This window comes from Soehngenia longivitae, from assembly GCF_004684055.1.
Taxonomy (GTDB): domain Bacteria; phylum Bacillota; class Clostridia; order Tissierellales; family Tissierellaceae; genus Soehngenia; species Soehngenia longivitae.
Genome location: NZ_SRIB01000011.1, coordinates 51,359 through 73,228, shown reverse-complemented (window position 1 = coordinate 73,228; position 21,870 = coordinate 51,359). Strand labels below are relative to the sequence as shown.

At 29.1% G+C, this 21,870-nt stretch carries 22 protein-coding genes and 1 riboswitch; of the genes, 2 read left to right on the top strand and 20 right to left on the bottom strand.

The genetic code is table 11. The features are described 5' to 3' along the window. Positions 1-89 precede the first annotated feature (89 nt). The 10 genes from ffh to E4100_RS08160 all read right to left on the bottom strand — a co-directional run bounded on the left by ffh (position 90) and on the right by E4100_RS08160 (position 11,459). Positions 90-1,430, bottom strand: coding sequence for a signal recognition particle protein (gene ffh / locus E4100_RS08205; RefSeq protein ID WP_135271560.1), 1,341 nt, complete (start codon positions 1,428-1,430; stop codon positions 90-92). A gap of 18 nt (positions 1,431-1,448) precedes the next feature. Further along, positions 1,449-1,808 (bottom strand): putative DNA-binding protein, encoded by a 360-nt coding sequence (locus E4100_RS08200; protein ID WP_135271559.1) that lies wholly within the window; start codon positions 1,806-1,808, stop codon positions 1,449-1,451. A 74-nt stretch (positions 1,809-1,882) separates the two neighbouring features. Next, on the bottom strand, positions 1,883-2,920 hold the full coding sequence (gene ftsY, locus E4100_RS08195; RefSeq protein ID WP_135271558.1) for a signal recognition particle-docking protein FtsY: 1,038 nt from the start codon (positions 2,918-2,920) through the stop codon (positions 1,883-1,885). Positions 2,921-2,923: 3 nt separating this feature from the next. After that, complete coding sequence (smc, locus tag E4100_RS08190; protein WP_167792107.1) at positions 2,924-6,517, bottom strand: chromosome segregation protein SMC; 3,594 nt, start codon at positions 6,515-6,517, stop codon at positions 2,924-2,926. A 1-nt stretch (position 6,518) separates the two neighbouring features. Beyond that, on the bottom strand, positions 6,519-7,625 hold the full coding sequence (locus E4100_RS08185; RefSeq protein ID WP_167792106.1) for an elongator complex protein 3: 1,107 nt from the start codon (positions 7,623-7,625) through the stop codon (positions 6,519-6,521). Further along, positions 7,618-8,334, bottom strand: coding sequence for a ribonuclease III (gene rnc, locus E4100_RS08180; protein ID WP_135271555.1), 717 nt, complete (start codon positions 8,332-8,334; stop codon positions 7,618-7,620). The genes E4100_RS08185 and rnc overlap by 8 nt, the downstream gene beginning before the upstream one ends. A 42-nt stretch (positions 8,335-8,376) precedes the next feature. Continuing rightward, positions 8,377-9,360 carry a phosphate acyltransferase PlsX gene (plsX, locus tag E4100_RS08175; RefSeq protein WP_135271554.1) on the bottom strand — a complete coding sequence of 328 codons (984 nt, stop codon included), beginning with the start codon at positions 9,358-9,360 and terminating at the stop codon, positions 8,377-8,379. A gap of 147 nt (positions 9,361-9,507) precedes the next feature. Next, positions 9,508-9,687, bottom strand: a complete 180-nt coding sequence (gene rpmF / locus E4100_RS08170; protein WP_135271553.1) for a 50S ribosomal protein L32 — start codon at positions 9,685-9,687, stop codon at positions 9,508-9,510. Between the two features lie 15 nt (positions 9,688-9,702). Continuing rightward, complete coding sequence (locus E4100_RS08165; protein WP_135271552.1) at positions 9,703-10,203, bottom strand: YceD family protein; 501 nt, start codon at positions 10,201-10,203, stop codon at positions 9,703-9,705. Positions 10,204-10,265: 62 nt separating this feature from the next. Then, positions 10,266-11,459, bottom strand: coding sequence for an acetate/propionate family kinase (locus E4100_RS08160; RefSeq protein WP_135271551.1), 1,194 nt, complete (start codon positions 11,457-11,459; stop codon positions 10,266-10,268). 139 nt (positions 11,460-11,598) lie between these two features. Between E4100_RS08160 and E4100_RS08155 the strand changes: the two genes are divergently transcribed. Next, positions 11,599-12,837, top strand: coding sequence for a nucleotidyltransferase (locus tag E4100_RS08155; RefSeq protein ID WP_135271550.1), 1,239 nt, complete (start codon positions 11,599-11,601; stop codon positions 12,835-12,837). Between the two features lie 12 nt (positions 12,838-12,849). Here E4100_RS08155 and E4100_RS08150 read toward each other — a convergent pair whose 3' ends face one another. The 6 genes from E4100_RS08150 to E4100_RS08125 are packed head-to-tail and all read right to left on the bottom strand — an operon-like array spanning position 12,850 to position 18,519. After that, positions 12,850-13,320, bottom strand: coding sequence for an ATPase (locus tag E4100_RS08150; protein ID WP_135271549.1), 471 nt, complete (start codon positions 13,318-13,320; stop codon positions 12,850-12,852). A gap of 2 nt (positions 13,321-13,322) precedes the next feature. Next, on the bottom strand, positions 13,323-13,805 hold the full coding sequence (gene coaD, locus E4100_RS08145) for a pantetheine-phosphate adenylyltransferase (RefSeq protein WP_135271548.1): 483 nt from the start codon (positions 13,803-13,805) through the stop codon (positions 13,323-13,325). Beyond that, positions 13,802-14,371, bottom strand: a complete 570-nt coding sequence (rsmD, locus tag E4100_RS08140; protein ID WP_135271547.1) for a 16S rRNA (guanine(966)-N(2))-methyltransferase RsmD — start codon at positions 14,369-14,371, stop codon at positions 13,802-13,804. Before rsmD ends, coaD begins: the two co-directional genes overlap by 4 nt. Before the next feature lie 17 nt (positions 14,372-14,388). Continuing rightward, complete coding sequence (gene recG, locus E4100_RS08135) at positions 14,389-16,446, bottom strand: ATP-dependent DNA helicase RecG (RefSeq protein ID WP_135271546.1); 2,058 nt, start codon at positions 16,444-16,446, stop codon at positions 14,389-14,391. Positions 16,447-16,494: 48 nt separating this feature from the next. Further along, entirely contained in the window at positions 16,495-18,138 is a 1,644-nt protein-coding gene (locus E4100_RS08130) for a DAK2 domain-containing protein (RefSeq protein ID WP_345702331.1), read from the bottom strand. A gap of 18 nt (positions 18,139-18,156) precedes the next feature. Next, positions 18,157-18,519 carry an Asp23/Gls24 family envelope stress response protein gene (locus tag E4100_RS08125; RefSeq protein ID WP_135271545.1) on the bottom strand — a complete coding sequence of 121 codons (363 nt, stop codon included), beginning with the start codon at positions 18,517-18,519 and terminating at the stop codon, positions 18,157-18,159. Positions 18,520-18,690: 171 nt separating this feature from the next. Here E4100_RS08125 and rpmB point away from each other — a divergent pair, with 171 nt between their 5' ends. Then, positions 18,691-18,882, top strand: a complete 192-nt coding sequence (gene rpmB, locus E4100_RS08120) for a 50S ribosomal protein L28 (RefSeq protein ID WP_135271544.1) — start codon at positions 18,691-18,693, stop codon at positions 18,880-18,882. A gap of 54 nt (positions 18,883-18,936) precedes the next feature. Here the strand turns inward: rpmB and E4100_RS08115 are convergent, their stop codons facing one another. The 4 genes from E4100_RS08115 to rsgA all read right to left on the bottom strand — a co-directional run bounded on the left by E4100_RS08115 (position 18,937) and on the right by rsgA (position 21,869). Then, a complete protein-coding gene (locus tag E4100_RS08115; RefSeq protein WP_135271543.1) occupies positions 18,937-19,575 on the bottom strand; it encodes a thiamine diphosphokinase in 639 nt (212 codons plus the stop codon). Positions 19,576-19,583: 8 nt separating this feature from the next. After that, positions 19,584-20,135, bottom strand: a complete 552-nt coding sequence (thiT, locus tag E4100_RS08110; RefSeq protein ID WP_135271542.1) for an energy-coupled thiamine transporter ThiT — start codon at positions 20,133-20,135, stop codon at positions 19,584-19,586. A gap of 52 nt (positions 20,136-20,187) precedes the next feature. Beyond that, a riboswitch (TPP riboswitch) is annotated at positions 20,188-20,286 on the bottom strand. A 52-nt stretch (positions 20,287-20,338) separates the two neighbouring features. After that, positions 20,339-20,995, bottom strand: coding sequence for a ribulose-phosphate 3-epimerase (gene rpe / locus E4100_RS08105; RefSeq protein ID WP_135271541.1), 657 nt, complete (start codon positions 20,993-20,995; stop codon positions 20,339-20,341). A 1-nt stretch (position 20,996) separates the two neighbouring features. Continuing rightward, positions 20,997-21,869 carry a ribosome small subunit-dependent GTPase A gene (gene rsgA, locus E4100_RS08100; protein ID WP_135271540.1) on the bottom strand — a complete coding sequence of 291 codons (873 nt, stop codon included), beginning with the start codon at positions 21,867-21,869 and terminating at the stop codon, positions 20,997-20,999. Position 21,870 lies beyond the last annotated feature (1 nt).

The following is a 21,870-nucleotide window of genomic DNA, read 5'->3' as shown; positions in this document are numbered from 1 at the left end:
GCAAAATCTATTGAATTTTTAATTTTAGCTGTGGATAACTCTATATATTTTTAATTTTGTATTCTGCAACTATCTAATATATTATCTATTTAGAAAAAGGGGAATTGAAATTTCCCTTTTTTCTTCGGTACTTTGGAAAACTCGTTGAATTTTTTCATGAGTTTCTTTGTTTCTTTAAATTGCTTCAAAAGTTTATTTACATCTTGAATTGATGTGCCACTACCTTTAGCAATTCTTTGCCTTCTGCTGCTATCAATTATATCCGGGTTAGATCTTTCTTTTTTTGTCATAGATTTGATTATCGCTTCTATTTTTACTAACTCTTTTTCATCTACATTTAAACCCTTTAATTGTTTTGATCCAATACCAGGGATCATTTCAAGAACCTCACTAAGTGGTCCCATATTCTTCATTTGCTCAAGTTGGTCTAAGAAATCATCCAACGTAAATGAAGCGTTCCTCATCTTTTTCTCAAGTTCTAATGCTTTTTTTTCATCAAAACTAGCCTGAGCTTTCTCAATTAAACCAAGCACATCGCCCATTCCTAAAATTCTTGATGCCATCCTATCTGGATAGAAAGGCTCTAATTGATCTAGTTTTTCTCCCATACCCACAAATTTAATAGGTTTATGTGTTACTGATCTTAGTGATAATGCAGCACCGCCTCTAGCATCTCCATCCATCTTTGTTAAAACAACACCTGTTATGTCTAGCTTTTCATTAAACGTTTCTGCAACGTTAACTGCATCTTGCCCTGTCATTGCATCTAGAACTAACAATATTTCATTAGGATTAGTCACATTTTTTATGGTAAATATCTCTTCCATTAAATCTGTATCAATGTGCAATCTACCAGCTGTATCTATTATAACCACATCATTTCCATTTTTAGTGGCATGTTCTATTCCTGCTTTAGCTATATCTACAGGATTAACATTTGTTCCCATAGAAAAGACAGGGACTCCAACTTTCTCTCCTACTACCTCTAATTGTTTGATTGCAGCTGGTCTATATACATCACAAGCAACTAGTAGCGGTCTTTTATTTTGCTTCTTTAAATTAAATGCTAGCTTTCCAGATGTTGTTGTCTTCCCAGAACCTTGCAAACCGCACATGAGAATAATAGTTGGAGGTTTTGATGAAAAGTTAAGTTTTTCTTCTTTTTCACCCATTAAATTAGTTAACTCGTCATATACAATTTTTATAACTTGCTGCCCAGGATTTAAGCTTTCTAGAACTTCAGATCCTAAAGCTCTTGCTTTTATATCAGAAATGAAATCTTTGACTACTTTGTAATTTACATCTGCTTCTAACAATGCCAAACGAACTTCTCTTAAGGCAAGGTCAAGGTCCTTCTCTGTTATCTTCCCTTTTCCTCTTAATTTGTCTAATGAGTTTTGTAATTTTTCAGATAAACTTTCAAAAATCAATATTTGAACCTCCCTATACTAGTAAAGGATTTTTCTTATTGTAGAGTTTATATTTTGTGCTATTTCAATTATTCTTCCTTCATTAATTTCAGAACCTATATATATTATTTGATCAACTAATTTTTCGATATCTTTTATGCTTTTTTCAGTATTGTAGAATTTACTAGCTAATCCTAAAATATCTTCATATTCGATTAGTTTTTCTTCAGCTCTTTTAAGTATATCGAAAACTGCCTGCCTAGTAATCTTCATTTCCTCTGCAATTTCGCTTAAAGACAAATCATTATTATAATACATATCTATAACATCATATTGTTTTTTGCTCAATAGCTTCCCATAAAAATCAAATAATATACTTATTTTTATCAGCTTATCCATTTTATCACCACATTTTTAGTCTGTCAAGTATTTATCTTGACAGTACAATTATTTATTTTTAGCATATTTAGTTGTTATTCAAAAATTGAATTAATAAAAATATCTACATCAAAAGGTTGTAGGTCTTCGATTCCTTCGCCAACCCCAATTAATTTTATGGGTAAATTCAGTTCAGCTTGAAGTGCTATAGCTATCCCACCTTTAGCAGTACCATCTAACTTAGTTAAAATAACACCTGTTATATTGCTTACCTCTTTGAATACTTTTGCTTGATTTATAGCATTTTGACCTGTAGTAGCATCAAGGACCAATAATATTTCTTTCGTTGCTTCTGGGTATTCCTTTTCCACTACTCTGAATATTTTATTTAACTCATTCATTAAATTAGATTTATTATGAAGTCTTCCTGCAGTATCACAAATTAATACGTCTATATTTTTTGCTTTAGCTTTCTTAATAGCATCAAAAATAACAGCGGCAGGATCAGATCCTTCTTGATGTGAGACAACTTCAACATTTGCTCTGTTTCCCCATTCCATTAGTTGATCGATTGCAGCTGCTCGAAAAGTGTCGCCTGCAGCTAACAGAACACTCTTACCTGAAATCTTTATATTATGAGCTAGCTTTCCTATCGTTGTTGTTTTACCAACACCATTAACACCTACTACTAAAATTAGACTTGGCGTAGGCTCTAATTTTATATAATTGTTATCAACACTGCTGAGCATTATATTTTTAACTTCTTCTTTCAACAAGGCTTTTATATCATAAGGATCAGCAATGTTTTTATCCTTTGCTTTTTCTTTTAAATTCTCAATTATTTTCATAGTCGAAACTATTCCAACATCTGCTGTGATTAATATCTCTTCCAACTCATCAAATAGCTCTTCATCAATTTTTCTATGAGATCTAATTACATCGTCAATTTTGCCACTTATGTTTTTACGAGTCTTTGATAGTCCATTTTTTACTTTTTCAAAAATAGAATTTCTTCTTTTCAAATTGTCTTCTGATTCCATATATGTTTCTTGATCTATTTTAGAGATTATATGAATATCTTGTTCTTCAATATTTTTATTGTCATCTTTAGGTGTTTTTTTAAAAAAACCCATGTTTTAAGCCTCCCTTATAATTTCACTAGAATCTTCATTAAAATCATCTAGTTTTATAGATAAAACTTTGCTAATACCTTCATCTTGCATGCTTATTCCATATAGAGATTCCGCTATCTCCATAGAAGTTTTCCTATGCGTTATTAATATAAATTGAGTATTGTCTTTAAATTTTGATAAATATGAAGTAAATCTCAAAATGTTAGCTTCATCTAAAGCAGCATCTATCTCGTCTAAAACACAAAATGGTGATGGCTTCGTTTTTAGTATTGCGAATAAAAGTGCTATTGCAGTTAATGATTTTTCTCCCCCTGAAAGGAGTGATAAGTTTTGCATTTTTTTCCCTAGAGGTTGTATCATAATCTGAATATCGTTATTTTCAACATCTTCTTCATCATTGATAATTATATTAGCACTACCTCCGCCAAACAATTCCTTGTATATGATGTTAAAATTTTCATCTATTTGTTTTATAGTACGTAAATATTGTTTTTTTATTTTTGTATTTATTTCTGATATAACTCTCTCTACATCAGATTTTGCTCTAACTAAATCATCAAGTTGAGCTGAGAGAAATTCATGCCTTTCCTTTACTCTTTCATATTCATCAATCGATCCTAGATTAACTCCTTCTAATTTATTTAATTCATTTTTTAATAATAGTAGATCATCACTATTGGCATTATAATCATCAATTATTAACCCACTAATATCAATTTCAGCTATATTTTCTTTATATTCATCACTTATTCTTTGTATTAGGTTTTTTAAGTTGATTTCTGCTTTTACTAGTTCAACCTCAATTGTATTAGCTTCTTTTTCGAGTTTATATAGTTTATTGTTTTCACTATTTAATAAATCCTGCAATTTGTAGTATTCTTTATTAGTGTTTTCTTTTCTTGTTAATATTTGTTCTAATATATTATTTTCTTTCTCTTTTTGTTCCTCTAATTCTTTTATGTTTTCTCTTGTTTTCTCCAATTTATTTTTCAATTCTTCATTTTTAAATTTCAAATCAGTAATTAAATTCTCATCTTGAGAAGTTTTTGCATTTAAATCATCAATTTCCTCTTCTAACTTGATCTTCCTTAAACTCATATCTTCTATAGATTTGCTATCTATCTTTATTCTAAATTTACAATCAGAAATCTGCATATCTATATCTGTTAAATCCTTGTTAATCTCTAAATCTAAAGATTTATAATGAGTATTGTTGTTCTTTTCATTATCAATTGCTACCGATAATTCACTACTTTTATTCTTTAATTCAATTAATTTTTTGTTCAAACGTTCTAATTCGTTTAGTAAATCGTTTTTTTCTGCATTTTTAATATTAACTTCTTTGCTATTAAAAACTTCTTGAGACTTTCTTTGCTCGATCATGTTCTTAAGAGAATTCAACTCAGTCATATACGTATCAAATTGATTCTTTATTTCTTTTATTTTCATAGCTTTTGCTTGTTCATTATTCAATATAGTCTTTTTTTTATTTTTTAATTTGTTTAAATCATCATCAATTTTAGAAAGTTTACTATCTAGTTCTTCTATTAATACCTTTCTAATGAGAATACCGTTACTTTCACTAGATTTATTTCCTCCAGTTATGCTGCCACCTGGTGAAATAACGTCACCATCTAAAGTTACTAATCTATATTTTCGGTTAGTTTCTTTGCTGAATTTAAACGCATTATCTAAATTGTCAATTATAACTGTTTTGCCGAGTAAATAAGAAAACACATTATCCAAATGACTATCATACTTGATAATTTCATTAGCTAAACCTATGATTCCAAAAAATGATTTATCATAATTGTCTATATTCAAGAAACTTCTATTTACACCATTAATTGGTAAAAAAGTAGCTCTTCCTTTTTTTTCAGTCTTTAAAAAATCAATAAACCGCTTAGCACTCTCTTCATTTCTAACAACTATATTTTGTATTGATGAACCTAATGCTATCTCAATCGCTTTAGCATATTTTTTTTCTACTTTGAACAGATCTTTTATAATTCCAATAAAAGTATTATTATATTTTTCATCACGATTAATTAATTTCAATATCTCTTTTGTACTAGTATAATATCCTTCTAAATTTGATTCTAAATCTAAGTAGAGTTTTAAAGTTGTGAAAGTTTTTATCCTATCTTGTTCTAATTTATTAATTTCTACCTCAATGTTTGATAGTTCAGAATCAATCTGATTTTTTTCATGCTCAAGTTCATTAATAATTGTACTTAATCTATTTAGTTCATCATCTAATAGATCAATTCTTCCATTCATCTTTGTTATTTCAATATCTAAATTATTATTTGACTTATTGTATTCTGATATTGAAAGTTCTATTTTCCCAATTCTTTGCACAATGTTAGTAATAAAAGTCTCAACACTAGAAATCTCACTTTTAGCTTCAGAATAAAGTGTATGTAATTTTAACATATTTTCATCTGACAATTTAAGTGATTTTGTATTTTCTTCAAGTCTCTTTTTTAATTTAATTCTTGATTCTTCTAGAGTTTGAAGTTCTTTCAAGGCATTGTCACAGTCTTTCTGCAAATCTTCCATTTGATTTGATACTATTTGAATCTCTTTCCTATTTAATGCTATGCTTTTTTTAGTTTTTATTAGCTCGTTATTGAGTCTTTCTATTTCATTATTATTGTAAAATATTTTTTCTAATGTCATTGCTTCAGTATTCTTGCTTTTTTCATAATTTTGCATTGTTTCAAGCTTAATATTTCTCTTATCTTCAATCAATCTTTCTATATCACTTATCTTATTTTGCCACTTTTGTTGTTCACAAGTCATAGATTTAATTATATTCTCAATTGCATTTTTTTCCTCAATGAATTTTTTTAATTCTTGCTTTTTTTCATCTATATATTTTATAAGCTCGTTGTAATTGTTTTTTGTTAAAGCTAAATCTATATTCTTAATTCTATTGAAAAGCGACTGATAAGCCATAGCTTTTTCGGCTTCTTTTTTCAAAGTAGATTTTTGATTATCTACTTCATTAAGCAAATCAGAAATTCTCATTATATTCGCATTTGTCTTATCCAATTTTCTAATAGCATCTTGTTTGTTTAATTTATATTTTACTATTCCTGCTGCCTCTTCGAAGATAAGCCTCCTATTTTCTGGGTGAGAGGAGATTATATCTTCTATTTTCCCTTGTCCAATAATAGAATATCCTTCTTTACCAATTCCTGTATCAGCAAATAGTTCTTTAATGTCTTTCAACCTACAAGGACTTTTGTTTATAAAGAACTCACTCTCCCCCGAACGATACATACGCCTTGAAATACTTATTTCACTGTATTCTAGTGGAATAAAATTATCAGTATTATCAAAAATGATTGTAACTTCTGCAAAACCTAGTGGTTTCTTTTTTTCTGTTCCAGAAAAGATAACATCCTCCATTTTATTACCCCTAAGGTTTCGAATACTTTGTTCTCCTAGTACCCATCTTAATGCATCTGCAATATTGCTTTTTCCACTACCATTAGGACCAACAATTGCAGTTATCTTTTGGTCAAAATTTATACTCGTACGTTCTGCAAAAGATTTAAACCCTTGAATTTCTATTTTTTTTAAATACAAATTAAACACCTCTTATAAAAGCACGATCAAGGATGCTAACTGCCATATTTTCAATACATTCTACTATGTCGATGCTTTTTTGAATATTGCCAATTTTTAAAATTATACTTTTCTCCATATCTGTTTTAATAAATTTTATTATCTTAAAATTAAATTCATTATATAATTTAATCCTATTACAAGATTTATGGCCTGCTATGTTACTCATTATATTTGCATTGCAATATATTTCTAATGTTTCTCCTTTAAAACTTATTTCTATATTTGATAATGCTTCATATATAATGTCATAAAATATCTCGCTTTCAATTAATTGCCTTATTGCAGCATGAAAAGGACCACTAACAACATCTTTCCCTAATTGAATGCCTTCTGTTGTTTGTAAGCCTATTCTTATAACTGGTATTTTATAGTATGTTGCAACAATTAATAAATCTTTACATAATTTAACTGTTTGATCTACTGTCAGCGGTTTATATTCCCCTGACATATACATATTTTCAAGTTTAGTATTTTTTATGACTAATGTAGGGTAAATTCTAATAAAATTTGGTTTTAAATCAATGATTTTTATTAATGTGTTTAGCGATTTGTCATAGTCATCACCTGGTAATCCAACCATCATTTGCAGCCCAAGTACGAAATCGTAATTTCGAATAATTTTCACAGCATCATAAACATCTGAATCACTATGTCCTCTTTCGCTAAAAAAAAGAACCTCTTTATCAAGTGACTGTACTCCAAGCTCAATAATGTCAACTGAGTATGATTTCAAAACTTTAAGAATATTATCATCAATTGCATCAGGTCGAGTTGATATCCTTATTTTATTGATTTTCCCAGCATCTTTATATGACTTTGCAATCTGTAATAATTCAACTTGCTTTGACAATTCAATGGCAGTAAAACTACCTCCATAAAAGGCAATTTCAATAATACATTCTTCTTCTGTATTAAAAAATCTTAAATAATTATCGATTGTCTCTATCACTTCATCTTTAGTTATAGAAATATTAGTGCCTGTAATCTTTATCTGATTACAGAAAACACACATATGTGGGCAACCATAATTTGGTACAAATATAGGTATAATTTTTTCTTTACTCATAATCATCTTCCAAGAGTATAAGAGCTTCTTTTGCAGCCATTTGCTCAGCCTCTTTCTTACTCCTTCCTATTCCTTGGCCTATTATATCTTCATTGATTCTTAAATCAACATAAAATATTTTCTTATGATCTGGGCCTTCTTCTTTTGTTACTACATATTCTATTTTTTCTCTAGTTATTTTTTGCAATTTTTCTTGTAATTCAGTTTTGTAATCTTTAAATAGATTACCTTTAGCTACTTCTTTTACTATGTCAGCTTCAAAATTTTTAATTAGATAATCATAAGTCGTTTCATAATCACTATCCAAAAATATAGAACCAATTATTGCTTCACAAGTATCTGCTAATATAGATTCCCTTTCTCGTCCTCCTGTTAATAATTCACCTTTCCCTAACAACAGATAATCTCCTAGGTTTATTTTTCTTGCAGCAATTGCTAAAGAAGATTCACACACAACTTGTGATCTTATTTTCGACAACTCCCCCTCAGGATAAAAAGGGTACTTGTTGTATAAGTATTCACTAACAACTAAATTCAAGACAGTATCGCCTAAAAACTCCAGTCTTTGATTACTTTTGCTTGGGTGAAGATTATGCTCATTAGCAAAAGAACTATGTGTTAGCGCTGTAATCAACAATTCAATATCTTTATAATAATATTTTAAATTATTTTGTAAGTTTTTTATTCTTAATAGAAATTCTTCTTTCATATTTCCCCCCAAATCTTTGCTATATCAATTATTAGATAATTTTTATTGTAATCGAGATTCTATTATCTTAATTACGTCTTTATCTATATAACTAATCAGTTGAGATATAGCATTTTTTATGGCATAATCGTCAGAGCTCCCATGAGCTTTTACTATAGGTTTTTTGACTCCAAGTAAAGGAGCACCACCATACTCACGATAATCTAACATTTTTTTTAAGTTATTTAACTCATTTTTTAACATTAGAGCACCTAATTTTGATTTTGTAGAGGAAGTAAATTCTTTTTTTAACATTGAAAAAAGGGATTCTGCAACTCCTTCTGTTACCTTCAATACAACATTCCCAACAAACCCATCACAAACCATAACATCTGATGCCCCAAAAGGCAAGTCTCTTCCTTCAATATTACCAATAAAATTGATATTTTCTAATTCAAGCAATTTATAAGTTTCTTTGCACAGAATATTTCCTTTAGTTTTCTCGCTTCCCACATTTATCAACCCTACAGTAGGATTGTTTTTGCCAAGAACTTCTTTGGTGTATATATAGCCCATAATTGCGAATTGTTTTAAATATTCAGGTTTTGAATCCATATTTGCACCTGCATCTATTAGCAAAGACATTCCTTTAATAGTCGGATAAAGTACTGTTATTGCTGCTCTATCAATATCTTCAAGCCTTTTTATAATTAATATACTACCAGCAAGTAAAGCACCGGTGTTCCCAGCAGAAATAAAACCGTCTCCTAAACCATCTGCTAAAGCATTTAATCCCACTACCATTGAACTATCTTTTTTTCTTCTAATGGCTTGTGTTGGTTCATCATCATTTTCAATTCGTTCTTTTGCATCTATTATCTCAACTTTGTCTTTTTGATAATCTAGAGTACTTAGCTCTTCTTCAATTATATCTTTAGGACCTACTAAAATAATATTAATATTATTCTCTTTAAGAGAATCAATAGCACCTTTAATATTAGAATGAGGTGCATTATCTCCTCCCATAACATCTATAATTATCTTCATATTATCCCTCTTCTATTAGTTATTTTTTTATTTTAACATATACTTAGCTATTAGTGAATATTTGATAAAGTATCATCGCTAATAGTCTTTAATATAAAAAGACACCCTAATTGACATAAGCTAGAGTGTCTTTTTATATTAAAGCAATTATTCAACCACCATTACTTCTCTTCCGTCATAATACCCACAATTTCTACAAACTCTATGTGGTTGTTTAGGTTCATGGCATTGTGGGCATTCTGAAAAAGTAGCCTTATTTAATCTATAAGAAGAAGCTCTTCTCTTATCCCTTCTTGCTTTTGAAGTTTTTCTCTTTGGTACAGCCATTCAAACACCTCCTCACTAATCAAAGGTCAAATTTTTTAATTTTTCAAATCTCAAATCGTACGATTGCTTGTCACATTCGCAATTTTTATCATTCAAATTTACACCACATTTTTCGCATAGTCCTTTACAATCTTCTCTGCATAGAAATTTCATAGGTATTGAACTTGCAATTTCTTGGTATAAAAACTCGTCTAGATTAACTGATTGATTCTTTATGATAAGACTATTTTCTTCAAAATCTCCATTATTCTTTTTATAGACTATATTCCCTCCAGATATAATAGAGAAAGAGCCATCATATAATTCTAAACATCTGGAACAGATAGCTTCGTAATTTATTTTACATTTCAATTTAAATAGTATATTATTTAAAGACTTTGAAATTATTATATTGATTTTGATTGGATATTTGATATTTATGTGATTACCTAAATCTAATATCTTTTCATCAAAATCAAAACTCAATTCTTCTTCAAAATAGTCTTTATCCAATATGTTAGATATGTCAATCAACATATAATCACCTCTAGACTAACATTACCATTATATATTTGTCTTAAGGAAAAGTCAATTAAATATTATTTTACTAATTCCATCGTTTCTCTTGCTATCATTAGTTCTTCATTAGTTGGCACTATAAGGACTTTTACTTTTGAATCTTCACTACTTATTATCCTCTCTTTGCCCTTGACATCGTTAAGTTCATTGTCAATTGATACTCCAATAAAATTTAGACCATCACAAACCATTTTTCTAATTAGTGGAGAATTTTCTCCAACACCTGCTGTAAATACTATGGCATCTACTCTTCCTAATTCGGCTATATAAGCTGCAATGTATTTTTTAACACGATTAGCAAATAAATTTAAAGCTAATTGCGCTCTTTTATTCCCTTTAGCAGCTTCATCTTCAAGATCCCTAAAATCGCTACTTATTCCAGAAACACCAAGCACACCTGATTCTTTATTTAATACATCATTTACTTCATCGCAACTCATATTTTCTTTTTTCATCAAGAATGGAATGATAGCAGGATCTATGTTACCTGATCTTGTTCCCATTGCTAACCCTTCCAAAGGAGTAAATCCCATGCTAGTATCAATTGAAACCCCAGATTTTATTGCTGTAATACTTGCACCATTTCCTAAGTGGCAAGTTACAATATTTAAATCTTTTAAATCTCTACCAAGAATTTCCGCTGTCCTGAAAGCAACATATTTATGGGAAGTCCCATGGAAACCATATCTTCTAATCTTATATTTCTCATAATATTCATAAGGAATCGCATATATATAATTTTCCTCTGGTATGGTTTGATGAAATGCAGTGTCAAATACTGCTACCATTGGGACATCAGGCATGATCGCCTTACAAGCTTCTATCCCAGTTATATTAGGTGGATTATGTAGAGGAGCTAGTTCTATATTTTTTTCCAATGCTTCCATAACTTTATCAGTAATAATTACGGATTTTGAAAAATCTTCCCCCCCATGTACAACTCTATGTCCCACTGCAGTAATCTGATTCATTGATTCAATTACACCATGTTCTTTACTAACTATTGCTTCGACAACCATCTTTAATGCTTTTTTATGATCTTGTATTGGTTCTTCGATCACTACTTTTTCAGCATTTATTGGTTCATGCTTTATCCTAGATCCTTCAATCCCAATCCTTTCTACTAATCCTTTAGCTAAAACCTTTTCCCCCTCCATATCAATTAACTGATATTTAAGAGAGGAACTTCCACAATTGATTACAAGTATATCCATTTGGCAACCTCCTAGTAATATTCTATATTTATAGTATATTATTTATGTTATAAAATCAACAATTAAAATATAAGTGTTTTTGTCATTTATGTAAAAATATATTAGAATATATAGTATATTAAAAGCGAGGAGTAATTTTATGAGAACAGTTGCGTTAATAACTGAATATAATCCTTTTCATTTTGGACATTTATTTCACTTAAATCAAGCAAAAGAGTTAACAAATGCTTCCCATAGCATATGTATTATGAGTAGTTCATTTGTTCAAAGAGGAGAACCAGCAATCGTTGACAAATGGTCGAGAGCTAAAATGGCAATAGATAATGGTGTTGATTTAGTTATAGAACTCCCTTATTTATCATCAGTTCAGACTGCTGAACTATTTGCTTATGGTTCTGTACGCATACTTGAAAAATTAAATATCGTTGATTATATTGCATTTGGAAGTGAGTTGGGTGAATTAGACATTCTGATAGAAATCGCTAATGTACTTGTGGAAGAACCATACTATTACAAAAAAGAGCTTAAATCAAATTTAGCTTCTGGAATATCTTACCCTGTTTCTAGAAACAATGCTATCAAACAATATTTTTTAGATGTGTATAATGTTAAAATAAGCGATATATTAAAAAATCCAAACAATATCCTAGCTGTTGAATACCTCAAAGCTTTGAGAAAATTAGAATCCGATATAAAACCGATAACTATTAAAAGAAAAGGTCACGGTTATAATGATAATAATATTTCCAATGGATATGCCTCAGCAAGTGCTATTAGAAAAAATATTTTTGGTAAAGGATTGTATAAAAGCTATAATTTAGTTCCTGAGAATACTTTTGTAGTATTAGAGCAATTCTTCAAAGAATATAAAACATTTAATAAGTTAGATAATTATTATACAACATTAAATTATTTACTGTTAAATACTGACAGAGAGAATTTAAAAAATCAATTTGGCATTAAGGATGGGTTGGAGAACAGAATTATTGAAAAAGCATTTAAATCTACAAATTATGAGGAATTTATAGGAATGGTAGCATCAAAAACACATACTCGTTCAAGAATAAGACGCACTTTGTTGCAATTAATTTTAAACACAAAAAAAGAAGACACTGATAACTATTTTAGCTCAACTCCTAAATACATTAGAATATTAGGTGCTAACCAAAAGGGTTTTGAATTACTAAACAAGATAAGCAAAGTCTCTGATTTAATTGTGTTAAATAAATTCGCAGATTATAAAAAGATAGATAGTCTTAAAAATGACATTGCAATTAAAAAGGAAATATTGGCTACAAATATTTACTACTATGGTCTGTGCCCCGCACAGCCAATCTTAAATAAAGACATTCAAACAACACCATATATAACTAAGTAGATAGGTTCCTATCTACTTAGTTATATCTTTAGCTTCATCTGATATTATTTTGAGTTCTTTTCTATTTTCATTAAGAAGTTGAATTAATTCTTTCAATCTCTCCTGTGTCTCATAAAGCAATTCATCTGCATAATCTAATGCTCCATTCCTAATTTCTTCAGCACTTAATTGTGCTTTTCTAATTATGTCATTTGCTTTTTGATTTGCATTTTTAAGGACTTCCTCTTTATTAATCATTTGCTCCAACTTCAGTTGTGTATCGTTAAGTATATTTTCAGCAGTTTCTTGTGCTTGAGAAATTATCCTCTCTCTTTCTTCTTTTATCCAAGCAGCTTGTTTTATTTCATCTGGGAGTTTAATCCTTATTTCTCTTAATAATTCCATAATTTCTTCTTTATTTACCATTACTTTATTTGTCAGAGGAACAGACGTTCCAGCTTCAACAATATCTTCAATTTCATCTATTAATTCTAATAAGTCCATAGTCAAACTCTCCCTTCATATTTTTTTACAAGTGCATTTTCTACAACTTTAGGTACAAAGCATTTAACATCTCCACCATAAGAAGCTATTTCCTTTATGATACTCGAACTTAAAAATGAAACATCAGAAGAAGCTACCATAAATAGAGTCTCTAAATCAGGATAAGATTTTTTGTTAATTAATGCCATTTGTAATTCATACTCATAATCAGATACTGCTCTTAATCCTCTGATTATGGTTGGGCAATCAATACTTTTAGCAAATTCAGTTAATAAGCCAGAAAAGGATAGAACTTCTATATTATCTATGTCTCGAGTGACTTCTTTTATTAAATCTATTCTTTCTTCTACGCTGAATAAACTATTTTTATTCTGATTATTTAAAACAGCAATTACTGTTTTGTCAAACTTTTGGGAGCATCTTTTAATTATATCTAAATGTCCAAATGTTATAGGATCAAAACTCCCAGGGTAAATTACTTTCATTTGGTAGTCACCTCATAATATTTAAAATAAGTCATCAATTTATTTCCGTATTTTCGAATGTCAGTAATCATTAAATCCCCATATTTCTCTCTGAGCAATAAACTAACATTATGTTCTGCTATAAGAATACCATTATTTTTCAATATATTCAATGAAGATATTTTTTCTAAGGCTTTATTGTATAGTTCTATATTGTCATAAGGGGGATCTATAAAAATATAATCAAATTTTAAACCTTTATCTGAAAATATATTTAATGCTTTTAATCCATCCATTTTAATAACAGTCGCATCAGCCTCAAAACCTGTTAAATTCAGATTTTTATTTATTAACTGAATGCTACCTATTGAATTATCAACAAATATAGCTTTTTCAGCACCCCTGCTTAAAAATTCTATCCCAATGCTTCCAGTCCCTGCAAATAAATCTAGTACTATAGCTTTTTCTATAATTGGGCTAATTATGTTAAACATGGATTCTTTAATACGATCTTCAGTAGGCCTTATATTATTAGATTTAGGCCCACATAATTTTTTCCCTTTTCTCTTGCCAGATATAACTCTCATTTAAAACACCACCAAGATCAATTAAGTATTATTTCGTTATCTATACTATCTATTAATTTATCAACTTTATTTCTTAACAACCCATAATTCGCATTGTTAAGTAACCTATTTTCTTCAAGAATAAGTTTTGCATCATTTTGAGCTACTTTTAAAATATTTATATCTCTAAATAAATTTGCAATTTTTAATTGAGGTAATCCATGTTGTTTAGTCCCAAAAAAATCACCAGGGCCTCTTAAGTACAAATCTTTTTCTGAAATTTCAAAGCCATCATTTGTCGATTGCAAAACTCTCATTCTCTCTCTAGAAATTTTGCTAAAATTATCATTCAATAGAATACAGTAAGATTTGTGAGATGATCTCCCAACCCTTCCTCTTAATTGATGGAGTTGAGAAAGTCCAAATCTATCTGCATTATAAATTACCATAGTATTTGCATTAGCCACATTTACCCCTACTTCGATAACTGTAGTGGAAACTAAAATCTTTATTATTCCATTTTTAAAATCGTCCATAACTTTTTCTTTTTCTTTTTGGTTTAACTTTCCATGTATCAAGCCACAAATATATTTATCTCCAAATGTATCAACTATTTTACTGTATACACTTTCAGCTGAATTTAAATTATCCATATTATTTGACTCAATTAATGGACAAACAATATATGCTTGGTGCCCTTCTTCAATCTGTTTATTAATAAAGCTAAATACTTCATTCTCTTTATTCGTACTCATCACAAAAGTTTCAATTTTTTGCCTACCTGGGGGTAATTCTTTAATAGTTGATATATCTAGATCACCATATAAAATCAAACCAAGACTTCTAGGTATTGGAGTTGCAGTCATTACCAATATGTCAGGCGAATTACCTTTTGCTGCAAGCTTCATCCTCTGATTAACTCCAAATCTATGTTGTTCATCAGTAACAACTAAACCAAGGTTTTTAAATAGTACATTTTCTTGTATTATTGAATGTGTACCAATTAAAATATCTATCTCACCTAAAGCTAAACCTTTCAGTATGTTTTCTTTTCTCTTTTTATTGGTACTACTAGTTAGTACTTCAATTTTTATTTCTATTTTATTGAATAAAAAAGATAATGTTTCATAATGTTGTAATGCAAGAATCTCTGTAGGTGCCATCATAGTAGCTTGATAACCATTTAATACTGCATTAAACATTGCTATGGCGCTTATAACTGTTTTCCCTGAACCAACATCACCTTGAACTAAACGATTCATTTGCTTTCCCTGCGACATATCATTTAAAATTTCATCTACTACATCTTTTTGAGATTTAGTCAATTCAAATGGTAAATTGTTTATAAAAATATTTAATTTATCATTCCTAGAGAAACTAATCCCATTTTCCTCTTTATCTTTAATTTTTATAGAGCTCAAAGTTAATTGCAATACTAACAATTCTTCATATGCAAGAGTTTTTCTTGCTTTTTCTAACTCTGCCATGTTATTAGGGAAATGTAAAGCTTTTATTGCAGCTTGTTTATTCATTAAATTATAATTATTTCGTAGGTCATCCGGCAATATATCTACAACATACATTAAATATTCATCTAAACAATTTTTTATAATTTTTATTAATTCCTTATTACTAAGACCATCTGTTAAAGAATAAATTGGTACTATTGAAATGAATGAGTTATTATTTGCAAAAGGCTCTATCTCAGGATTTTGTATTTGTATTTCATACTTGTTTTTAGTTATCTTCCCTCTGCAAAAATATTTTTCACCCACATTTATTTTATTTTTTAAGTAAGTTTGATTAAACCATACTAGAGATACCTCATTATCACCGTTAGTAGCTATTACTTTTAATAATTTTAAATTATTTCTTAAGTGGGAAATTGTTGGATTTGATTTTATAGTAACTATGCAATTCACTGTTTCATTATTGTCAAACTCATCAATCGATTTTATAATAGTTCTATCTTCATATGTTCTCGGAAAGAAAAAGATCAGATCTTCTACTGAATATATATTTAACTTATTTAATTTTTCAGCACGCTTTGGTCCAACGTTTGTAACGTATCTAACATTTTTCTTAAGATTATTCATATAGTTTACCACTCCAAATAAACCCTACCTATAGGTAGGGTTTTTTAATTATTCTAGCGAAAATATATAATAATATATTGGTTGATTCCCTTCAACTAGATCTATTTCTAATTCATCAAACTTAGTTTCTAAGCGTTTAATTAAGTCCTCTGCTCTATTCTTATCGACATCTTCTCCATAAATAATTGTCAATACAGAAATATCATCATTTATTAATTTTTCTATCAATTTTTCAGACACTTCATTTATGTCTTCTCCTACTACTAATATGTCTTTATCAGTAACTCCAATTATATTTCCTTTTTTAATTATTTTACCATTTAATTGAGTATCTCTCACTGAGTAAGTTACCTGGGCTGATATTACCTTTGAAATAGCACTGTTCATATTATTTATATTCTCATTTAACTCTTTATCAGGATCAAATGCTACCATTGCAGATATCCCTTGCGCAATATTCTTTGATGGAACTATATAAACATTTCTATTACTAACATTCTTAGCTTGTTCAGCAGCTAACAATATATTACTATTATTTGGTAATATGATTATGTTCTTTGCATTTGATTTCTCTATAGCCCTTAGAATATCTTCAATGCTAGGATTCATGGTTTGCCCACCAGTTATTATATAGTCAACATTTAAGCTTTTGAATAATTCATTTAATCCTTCACCGGTAGATACTGAAATAACGTAGTATTTTTTTTCTGGTTCACCTCTATCAACTTCTATTTTTCTCAATTCATCTTTTAATAGAATTTCTTCATGTTGATATCGCATATTATCTATTTTTATATCTCTAAGTTCTCCTAATTGCAATGCTTTTTCAAGAACTTCTCCTGGATTATTAGTGTGTATATGAACTTTTATAATCCCATCAGCACCAACAACTAGCAATGAATCGCCGTAAAATGATAGTTTATCTCTAAAGCCATCAATGTCTTGATGATTTGTAACAATAATAAATTCTGTGCAGTACCCAAATTTAATATCATCAGTGTCAATTCTTTGGCGCTTTAAAGAAATATTTTGTACCGTTGGTGATGACATTGATTTCTCTACTATTGTAGTTACATCTCCTAATAAAAATTCTAAGGCACCTTCCATAAGCATCAATAAACCTTTTCCCCCAGCATCCACTACATTTGCTTGTTTCAATACTGGCAACATATCAGGAGTTTTTTCTAAAACTTTATTTCCATGAACAATAACTAATTCTATCAGTTCATTAATGTCGTTTACGCTCTCACAAATCTCCATTGCATATTCTCCACATTCTCTGGCTATAGTCAAAATAGTTCCTTCAGTAGGCTTCATAACAGCTTTATAAGCAGTCTCTGAAGCTTTCTTCATTGCTAAAGCGATTGTTTGTGCATCTATTTCTTTTTTATCATTAACTCCAATGCTAAATCCTCTAAACAATTGGGATAAAATAACACCTGAATTCCCTCTTGCACCCATTAAAGAGCCTTGGCTTGCAGCCTGTATCACTTTAGAGGCATCATTTTCAATAACCTTTTCTACATTATTTATTGCTGATCTCATAGTCAAACTCATATTTGTGCCTGTATCACCATCTGGTACAGGAAATACATTTAGAGCATTAACAATTTCTTTGTTTTTATCGAGATAGTTATAACTAGTTTCTAAGATTGCTTTAAGTTTCCAACCATCTATAAAAATATTTATCAACTTGTGTCCCTCCTAATATTAAAGATCCATTTCAGTTCTGATACCTTGGACAAATATATTGACATCATCAATACTAATGTCAGTATAAAATTTCAGATTATATTTTACTCTTTCAATTATATTTTGACATACAGCAGGTATTTTTATTCCATATTCTAGAATAAGATATATGTCAACATCAACATTATTATTATTTATTGTAATTTTTATACCCTTATAGGACGGGTCAAATCCAAAATAACTAAATATCTCTTCAAAAGAGTCTTTGGAAGCTTTATCTACAACTCCATAGCTTTCGATAACCGCCATGCCTACTATTTCTTGAATTACAGTATCCTCAATAAAAATAGAGCCAATTTCATTTTTTATTATAAATGGCAAAATACTACCTCCCTAAATATCTTATCTTTAACATTCTACAATAATATAAATAAATATTCAACTAAAAAACCAAACATTCATTATTTACTTGCAATTAATACGATTATTATGGTACAATACAAGTTGTTGCAGTAGAGATATTATTGATATATTGTTTTGGGAGGTGTTTTCATGAGTAAAAGATGTGAAATATGTGGTAAAACTAAATCGTTTGGAAATAAAGTTACTTTCTCCAATAAGAAGAGCTCAAGGACATGGTCTCCAAATGTTAGAAAAGTAAAAGTAGTAGTTGATGGCACGACAAAGAGATTAAATGTTTGCACGAGATGTTTAAGATCAGGAAATGTTCAAAGAGCAATATAGTAGCAATTTTTAAAAAAGCTTACAGTTTTTAGAAAAAACGGTAAGCTTTTTTATTTAGTCTTTAGAAAGGATCAATAAACCTTCTCCGCTGTGTTTTATAATATGCCCTTCATCTTTATCTAGTTCATTGCTAACACCATGACTTGAACCAAACTCGATATGTTCTCTTATAAGATTATAATGAAAACCATTTAAAGTTATAACAATTCCTTCTAGGCAAATAGGGATTATTGATATATAATCAAAAGACTCATCTTTTAAAACTATTTGTTCTGGTCTAATAAGTTTGATTATATTATTATTATCTATGATTTGGGTGTCTATATTTAAATCTGATAATTTTTTTAAAAGAAATATATTAGCAAGGGAGTGATCTAATCTTGACCCAGTTGCACTCACTAATGTAATATTTTCAGGTTTTTTAGATAATATTAATTCAATTGCTATTTCTGTATCTGATTTATTCTTTTCTTTTGGATATACAATAGTATTAACTCCTTTTGATTTTAAATATAATATTGATTTTTCACTTATCGAATCTAGATCCCCTACTAAATAATCAGGTAATTTATTTATTTTGAGTAATTGCTCTACTCCTGAATCTGCTGCTATTATAATATCATTTTGCTCATAAAGAGATGTTAATTTGTCTTCATTTAATTCATTACCACCTGATACTATTAGAGCTTTCATTTTTTCACCTATCTTTGCCTGTTGTTTACAATATAATTTTTTAATGGTTTCCAAATAATAATCAATACTATTAAAGAAATAATCAATTCAGGGACTAAATATGTTGCATTGTATATAAACGAATAAACAATTGGATTTTGACTCCCTGCGTATTCTGAGAAAAAAACTACTCCTGATATAACATGGGAAATCAACCTACCTAATACAGCTAAAGTAGTCCATAATATCATAGGGAAATATCCATTTTTTTGATCTGATCTTATTTTTGCAAACCCTGCAATCCCTAAGATTCCAAATGCTATCGGGTAATCTAAGAGTAGCTGAATTGGATGAAAGAAAAAAGGTTTCAAAATAAAATCCAATATTCCATAAATTGCTCCAACAGAAATCCCAGGTAATACTCCCCATCTTAATGAATAAATAATTATTGGTATCATTTTCCCTGCAGATACACTTCCCCCATTTGGCATTTGATATATTTCGATGTATCCTAGTAAAATTGATAATGCAATCATCATGCCTCCTTCAGCAAGCATCAATACATTTGTTTTCCTTTTCATTTTTATTCCTCCTTTTTTATAAAAAAAACTCATTGAGAGATTTTCAATGAGTATATTTCTATACACACTTTCCTACGCTAGTATTACCTAGTTCAGGTTATAAGGGTCGGGATAAAATCCTCTCTCAGCTAATGCCCCCCTAGTGTTAAAGCCTATTCAATTAATTTTAATATATCATATTAGTGATAAATTAACAATATATATTATTCACTTACCAGAATTTTAAATTGTTCTGTACGAGCTCTTACATCATTATACGAAAATATATCTGAACCAATTACTAATATATCAGCTCCTAAATCTGCAATATGTTTTGCATTGTCAAGTTTTATACCACCATCTACTTCAATTAAAACATTAGAATAATCTGCACTAATTCGATTTTTTAAAGTTTGTATCTTCCTTTCTACTGCTTTTATAAAACTTTGACCTCCAAACCCGGGATTGACAGACATTAATAATATCAGATCTAATTCGTCCATAATATATTCTAGTACATCGAGAGGAGTAGCTGGATTTAAAGAAACGCCAGCTTTTATACCTCTTGACTTAATTAGTTGAATTGTTCTATGCAAATGAGTCGTTGCTTCTGCGTGTATAGTTAATATATCTGCACCAGCGTCTATAAAATCGTCTATATATCTTTCTGGTTTATCGATCATTAAATGAACATCTAATGGTATAGAACTGATTTTTTTTATACTCTTAATGATTGGCATACCAAAAGTTATATTAGGCACATAATTTCCATCCATTACATCTAAATGTATGAGATCAGCTCCACCTAATGAAATGTCTTGAATTTCTTGTTTTAAATTTAAAAAATCTGCAGATAAGATTGAAGGTGCAATTTTTGTCACATTAAAACCTCCTACGATTTTTAATTTCATTTAACATAGACACATAATTATCGTATCTTGATTTATATATTTCATTATTTTTGACTTGATTTATTACAAAGCAATCAGGTTCATTAATATGCAAGCAATCACTATATTTACATTTCTGCGAACTTTTATATATGTCTATGAAGTAGGTATTAAGTTTATTTGCATCGATATGATTTATGTCAAGACTACTAAATCCAGGAGTATCAGATATAAAAGTGTTTTCTTGCAATTTAAATAATTCTACATGCCTTGTTGTATGCTTGCCTCTTGATAATTTCTTGCTAATTTCTCCTGTTTTTAAATTTAATGCTGGATTAATAGCATTTAGTAAGGATGTTTTTCCAACTCCAGATGGACCTGAGAATACACTGATTTGATTTTGCAATAAACTATTTAACTTATCAATACCTTCTCTTGTTTTTGTACTAGTCTTAATAGTTTTATATCCTATGTTTCTGTACATATAAGTAATTTTATCTGCCATTTCATTGTCAATATCTGATTTATTTATACAAATAATTACGTTTAAATTTGCATCATGCCCTATTACAATTAACCTATCTAAAAACCATAAATTAATTTTAGGATTCGCTATACTCATAACTATGATTAATTGAGTTACATTTGAAATAGGTGGCCTTGTTAGAACAGTATCTCGAGGATATATTTCTTCAATATATCCTCTATTGTCTTCTTTGTTAAATCTAATTAAAACTCTATCTCCAACTAGTGGTTCAATATTTTGTTCTCTAAATAAACCTCTTGCCCTACATTCAACAATATTATGACCTATGTCAACATAATAAAAACCACCAATACCCTTTATAATAATCCCATCTGTCATA

Bases quoted from the DNA above. Each gene is read 5' to 3' on its own strand.
- coaD (WP_135271548.1), bottom strand. From the start codon at position 13,805: ATGAAAGTAATTTACCCTGGGAGTTTTGATCCTATAACATTTGGACAT.
- thiT (WP_135271542.1), bottom strand. From the start codon at position 20,135: ATGAAAAGGAAAACAAATGTATTGATGCTTGCTGAAGGAGGCATGATG.
- rsgA (WP_135271540.1), bottom strand. From the start codon at position 21,869: ATGACAGATGGGATTATTATAAAGGGTATTGGTGGTTTTTATTATGTT.
- plsX (WP_135271554.1), bottom strand. From the start codon at position 9,360: ATGAAGATAATTATAGATGTTATGGGAGGAGATAATGCACCTCATTCT.
- E4100_RS08155 (WP_135271550.1), top strand. From the start codon at position 11,599: ATGAGAACAGTTGCGTTAATAACTGAATATAATCCTTTTCATTTTGGA.
- recG (WP_135271546.1), bottom strand. From the start codon at position 16,446: ATGAATAATCTTAAGAAAAATGTTAGATACGTTACAAACGTTGGACCA.
- E4100_RS08115 (WP_135271543.1), bottom strand. From the start codon at position 19,575: ATGAAAGCTCTAATAGTATCAGGTGGTAATGAATTAAATGAAGACAAA.
- rpmB (WP_135271544.1), top strand. From the start codon at position 18,691: ATGAGTAAAAGATGTGAAATATGTGGTAAAACTAAATCGTTTGGAAAT.
- rnc (WP_135271555.1), bottom strand. From the start codon at position 8,334: ATGAAAGAAGAATTTCTATTAAGAATAAAAAACTTACAAAATAATTTA.
- rsmD (WP_135271547.1), bottom strand. From the start codon at position 14,371: ATGAGAGTTATATCTGGCAAGAGAAAAGGGAAAAAATTATGTGGGCCT.
- E4100_RS08150 (WP_135271549.1), bottom strand. From the start codon at position 13,320: ATGGACTTATTAGAATTAATAGATGAAATTGAAGATATTGTTGAAGCT.
- E4100_RS08160 (WP_135271551.1), bottom strand. From the start codon at position 11,459: ATGGATATACTTGTAATCAATTGTGGAAGTTCCTCTCTTAAATATCAG.
- E4100_RS08165 (WP_135271552.1), bottom strand. From the start codon at position 10,203: ATGTTGATTGACATATCTAACATATTGGATAAAGACTATTTTGAAGAA.
- E4100_RS08200 (WP_135271559.1), bottom strand. From the start codon at position 1,808: ATGGATAAGCTGATAAAAATAAGTATATTATTTGATTTTTATGGGAAG.
- rpmF (WP_135271553.1), bottom strand. From the start codon at position 9,687: ATGGCTGTACCAAAGAGAAAAACTTCAAAAGCAAGAAGGGATAAGAGA.
- E4100_RS08185 (WP_167792106.1), bottom strand. From the start codon at position 7,625: ATGAGTAAAGAAAAAATTATACCTATATTTGTACCAAATTATGGTTGC.
- ftsY (WP_135271558.1), bottom strand. From the start codon at position 2,920: ATGGGTTTTTTTAAAAAAACACCTAAAGATGACAATAAAAATATTGAA.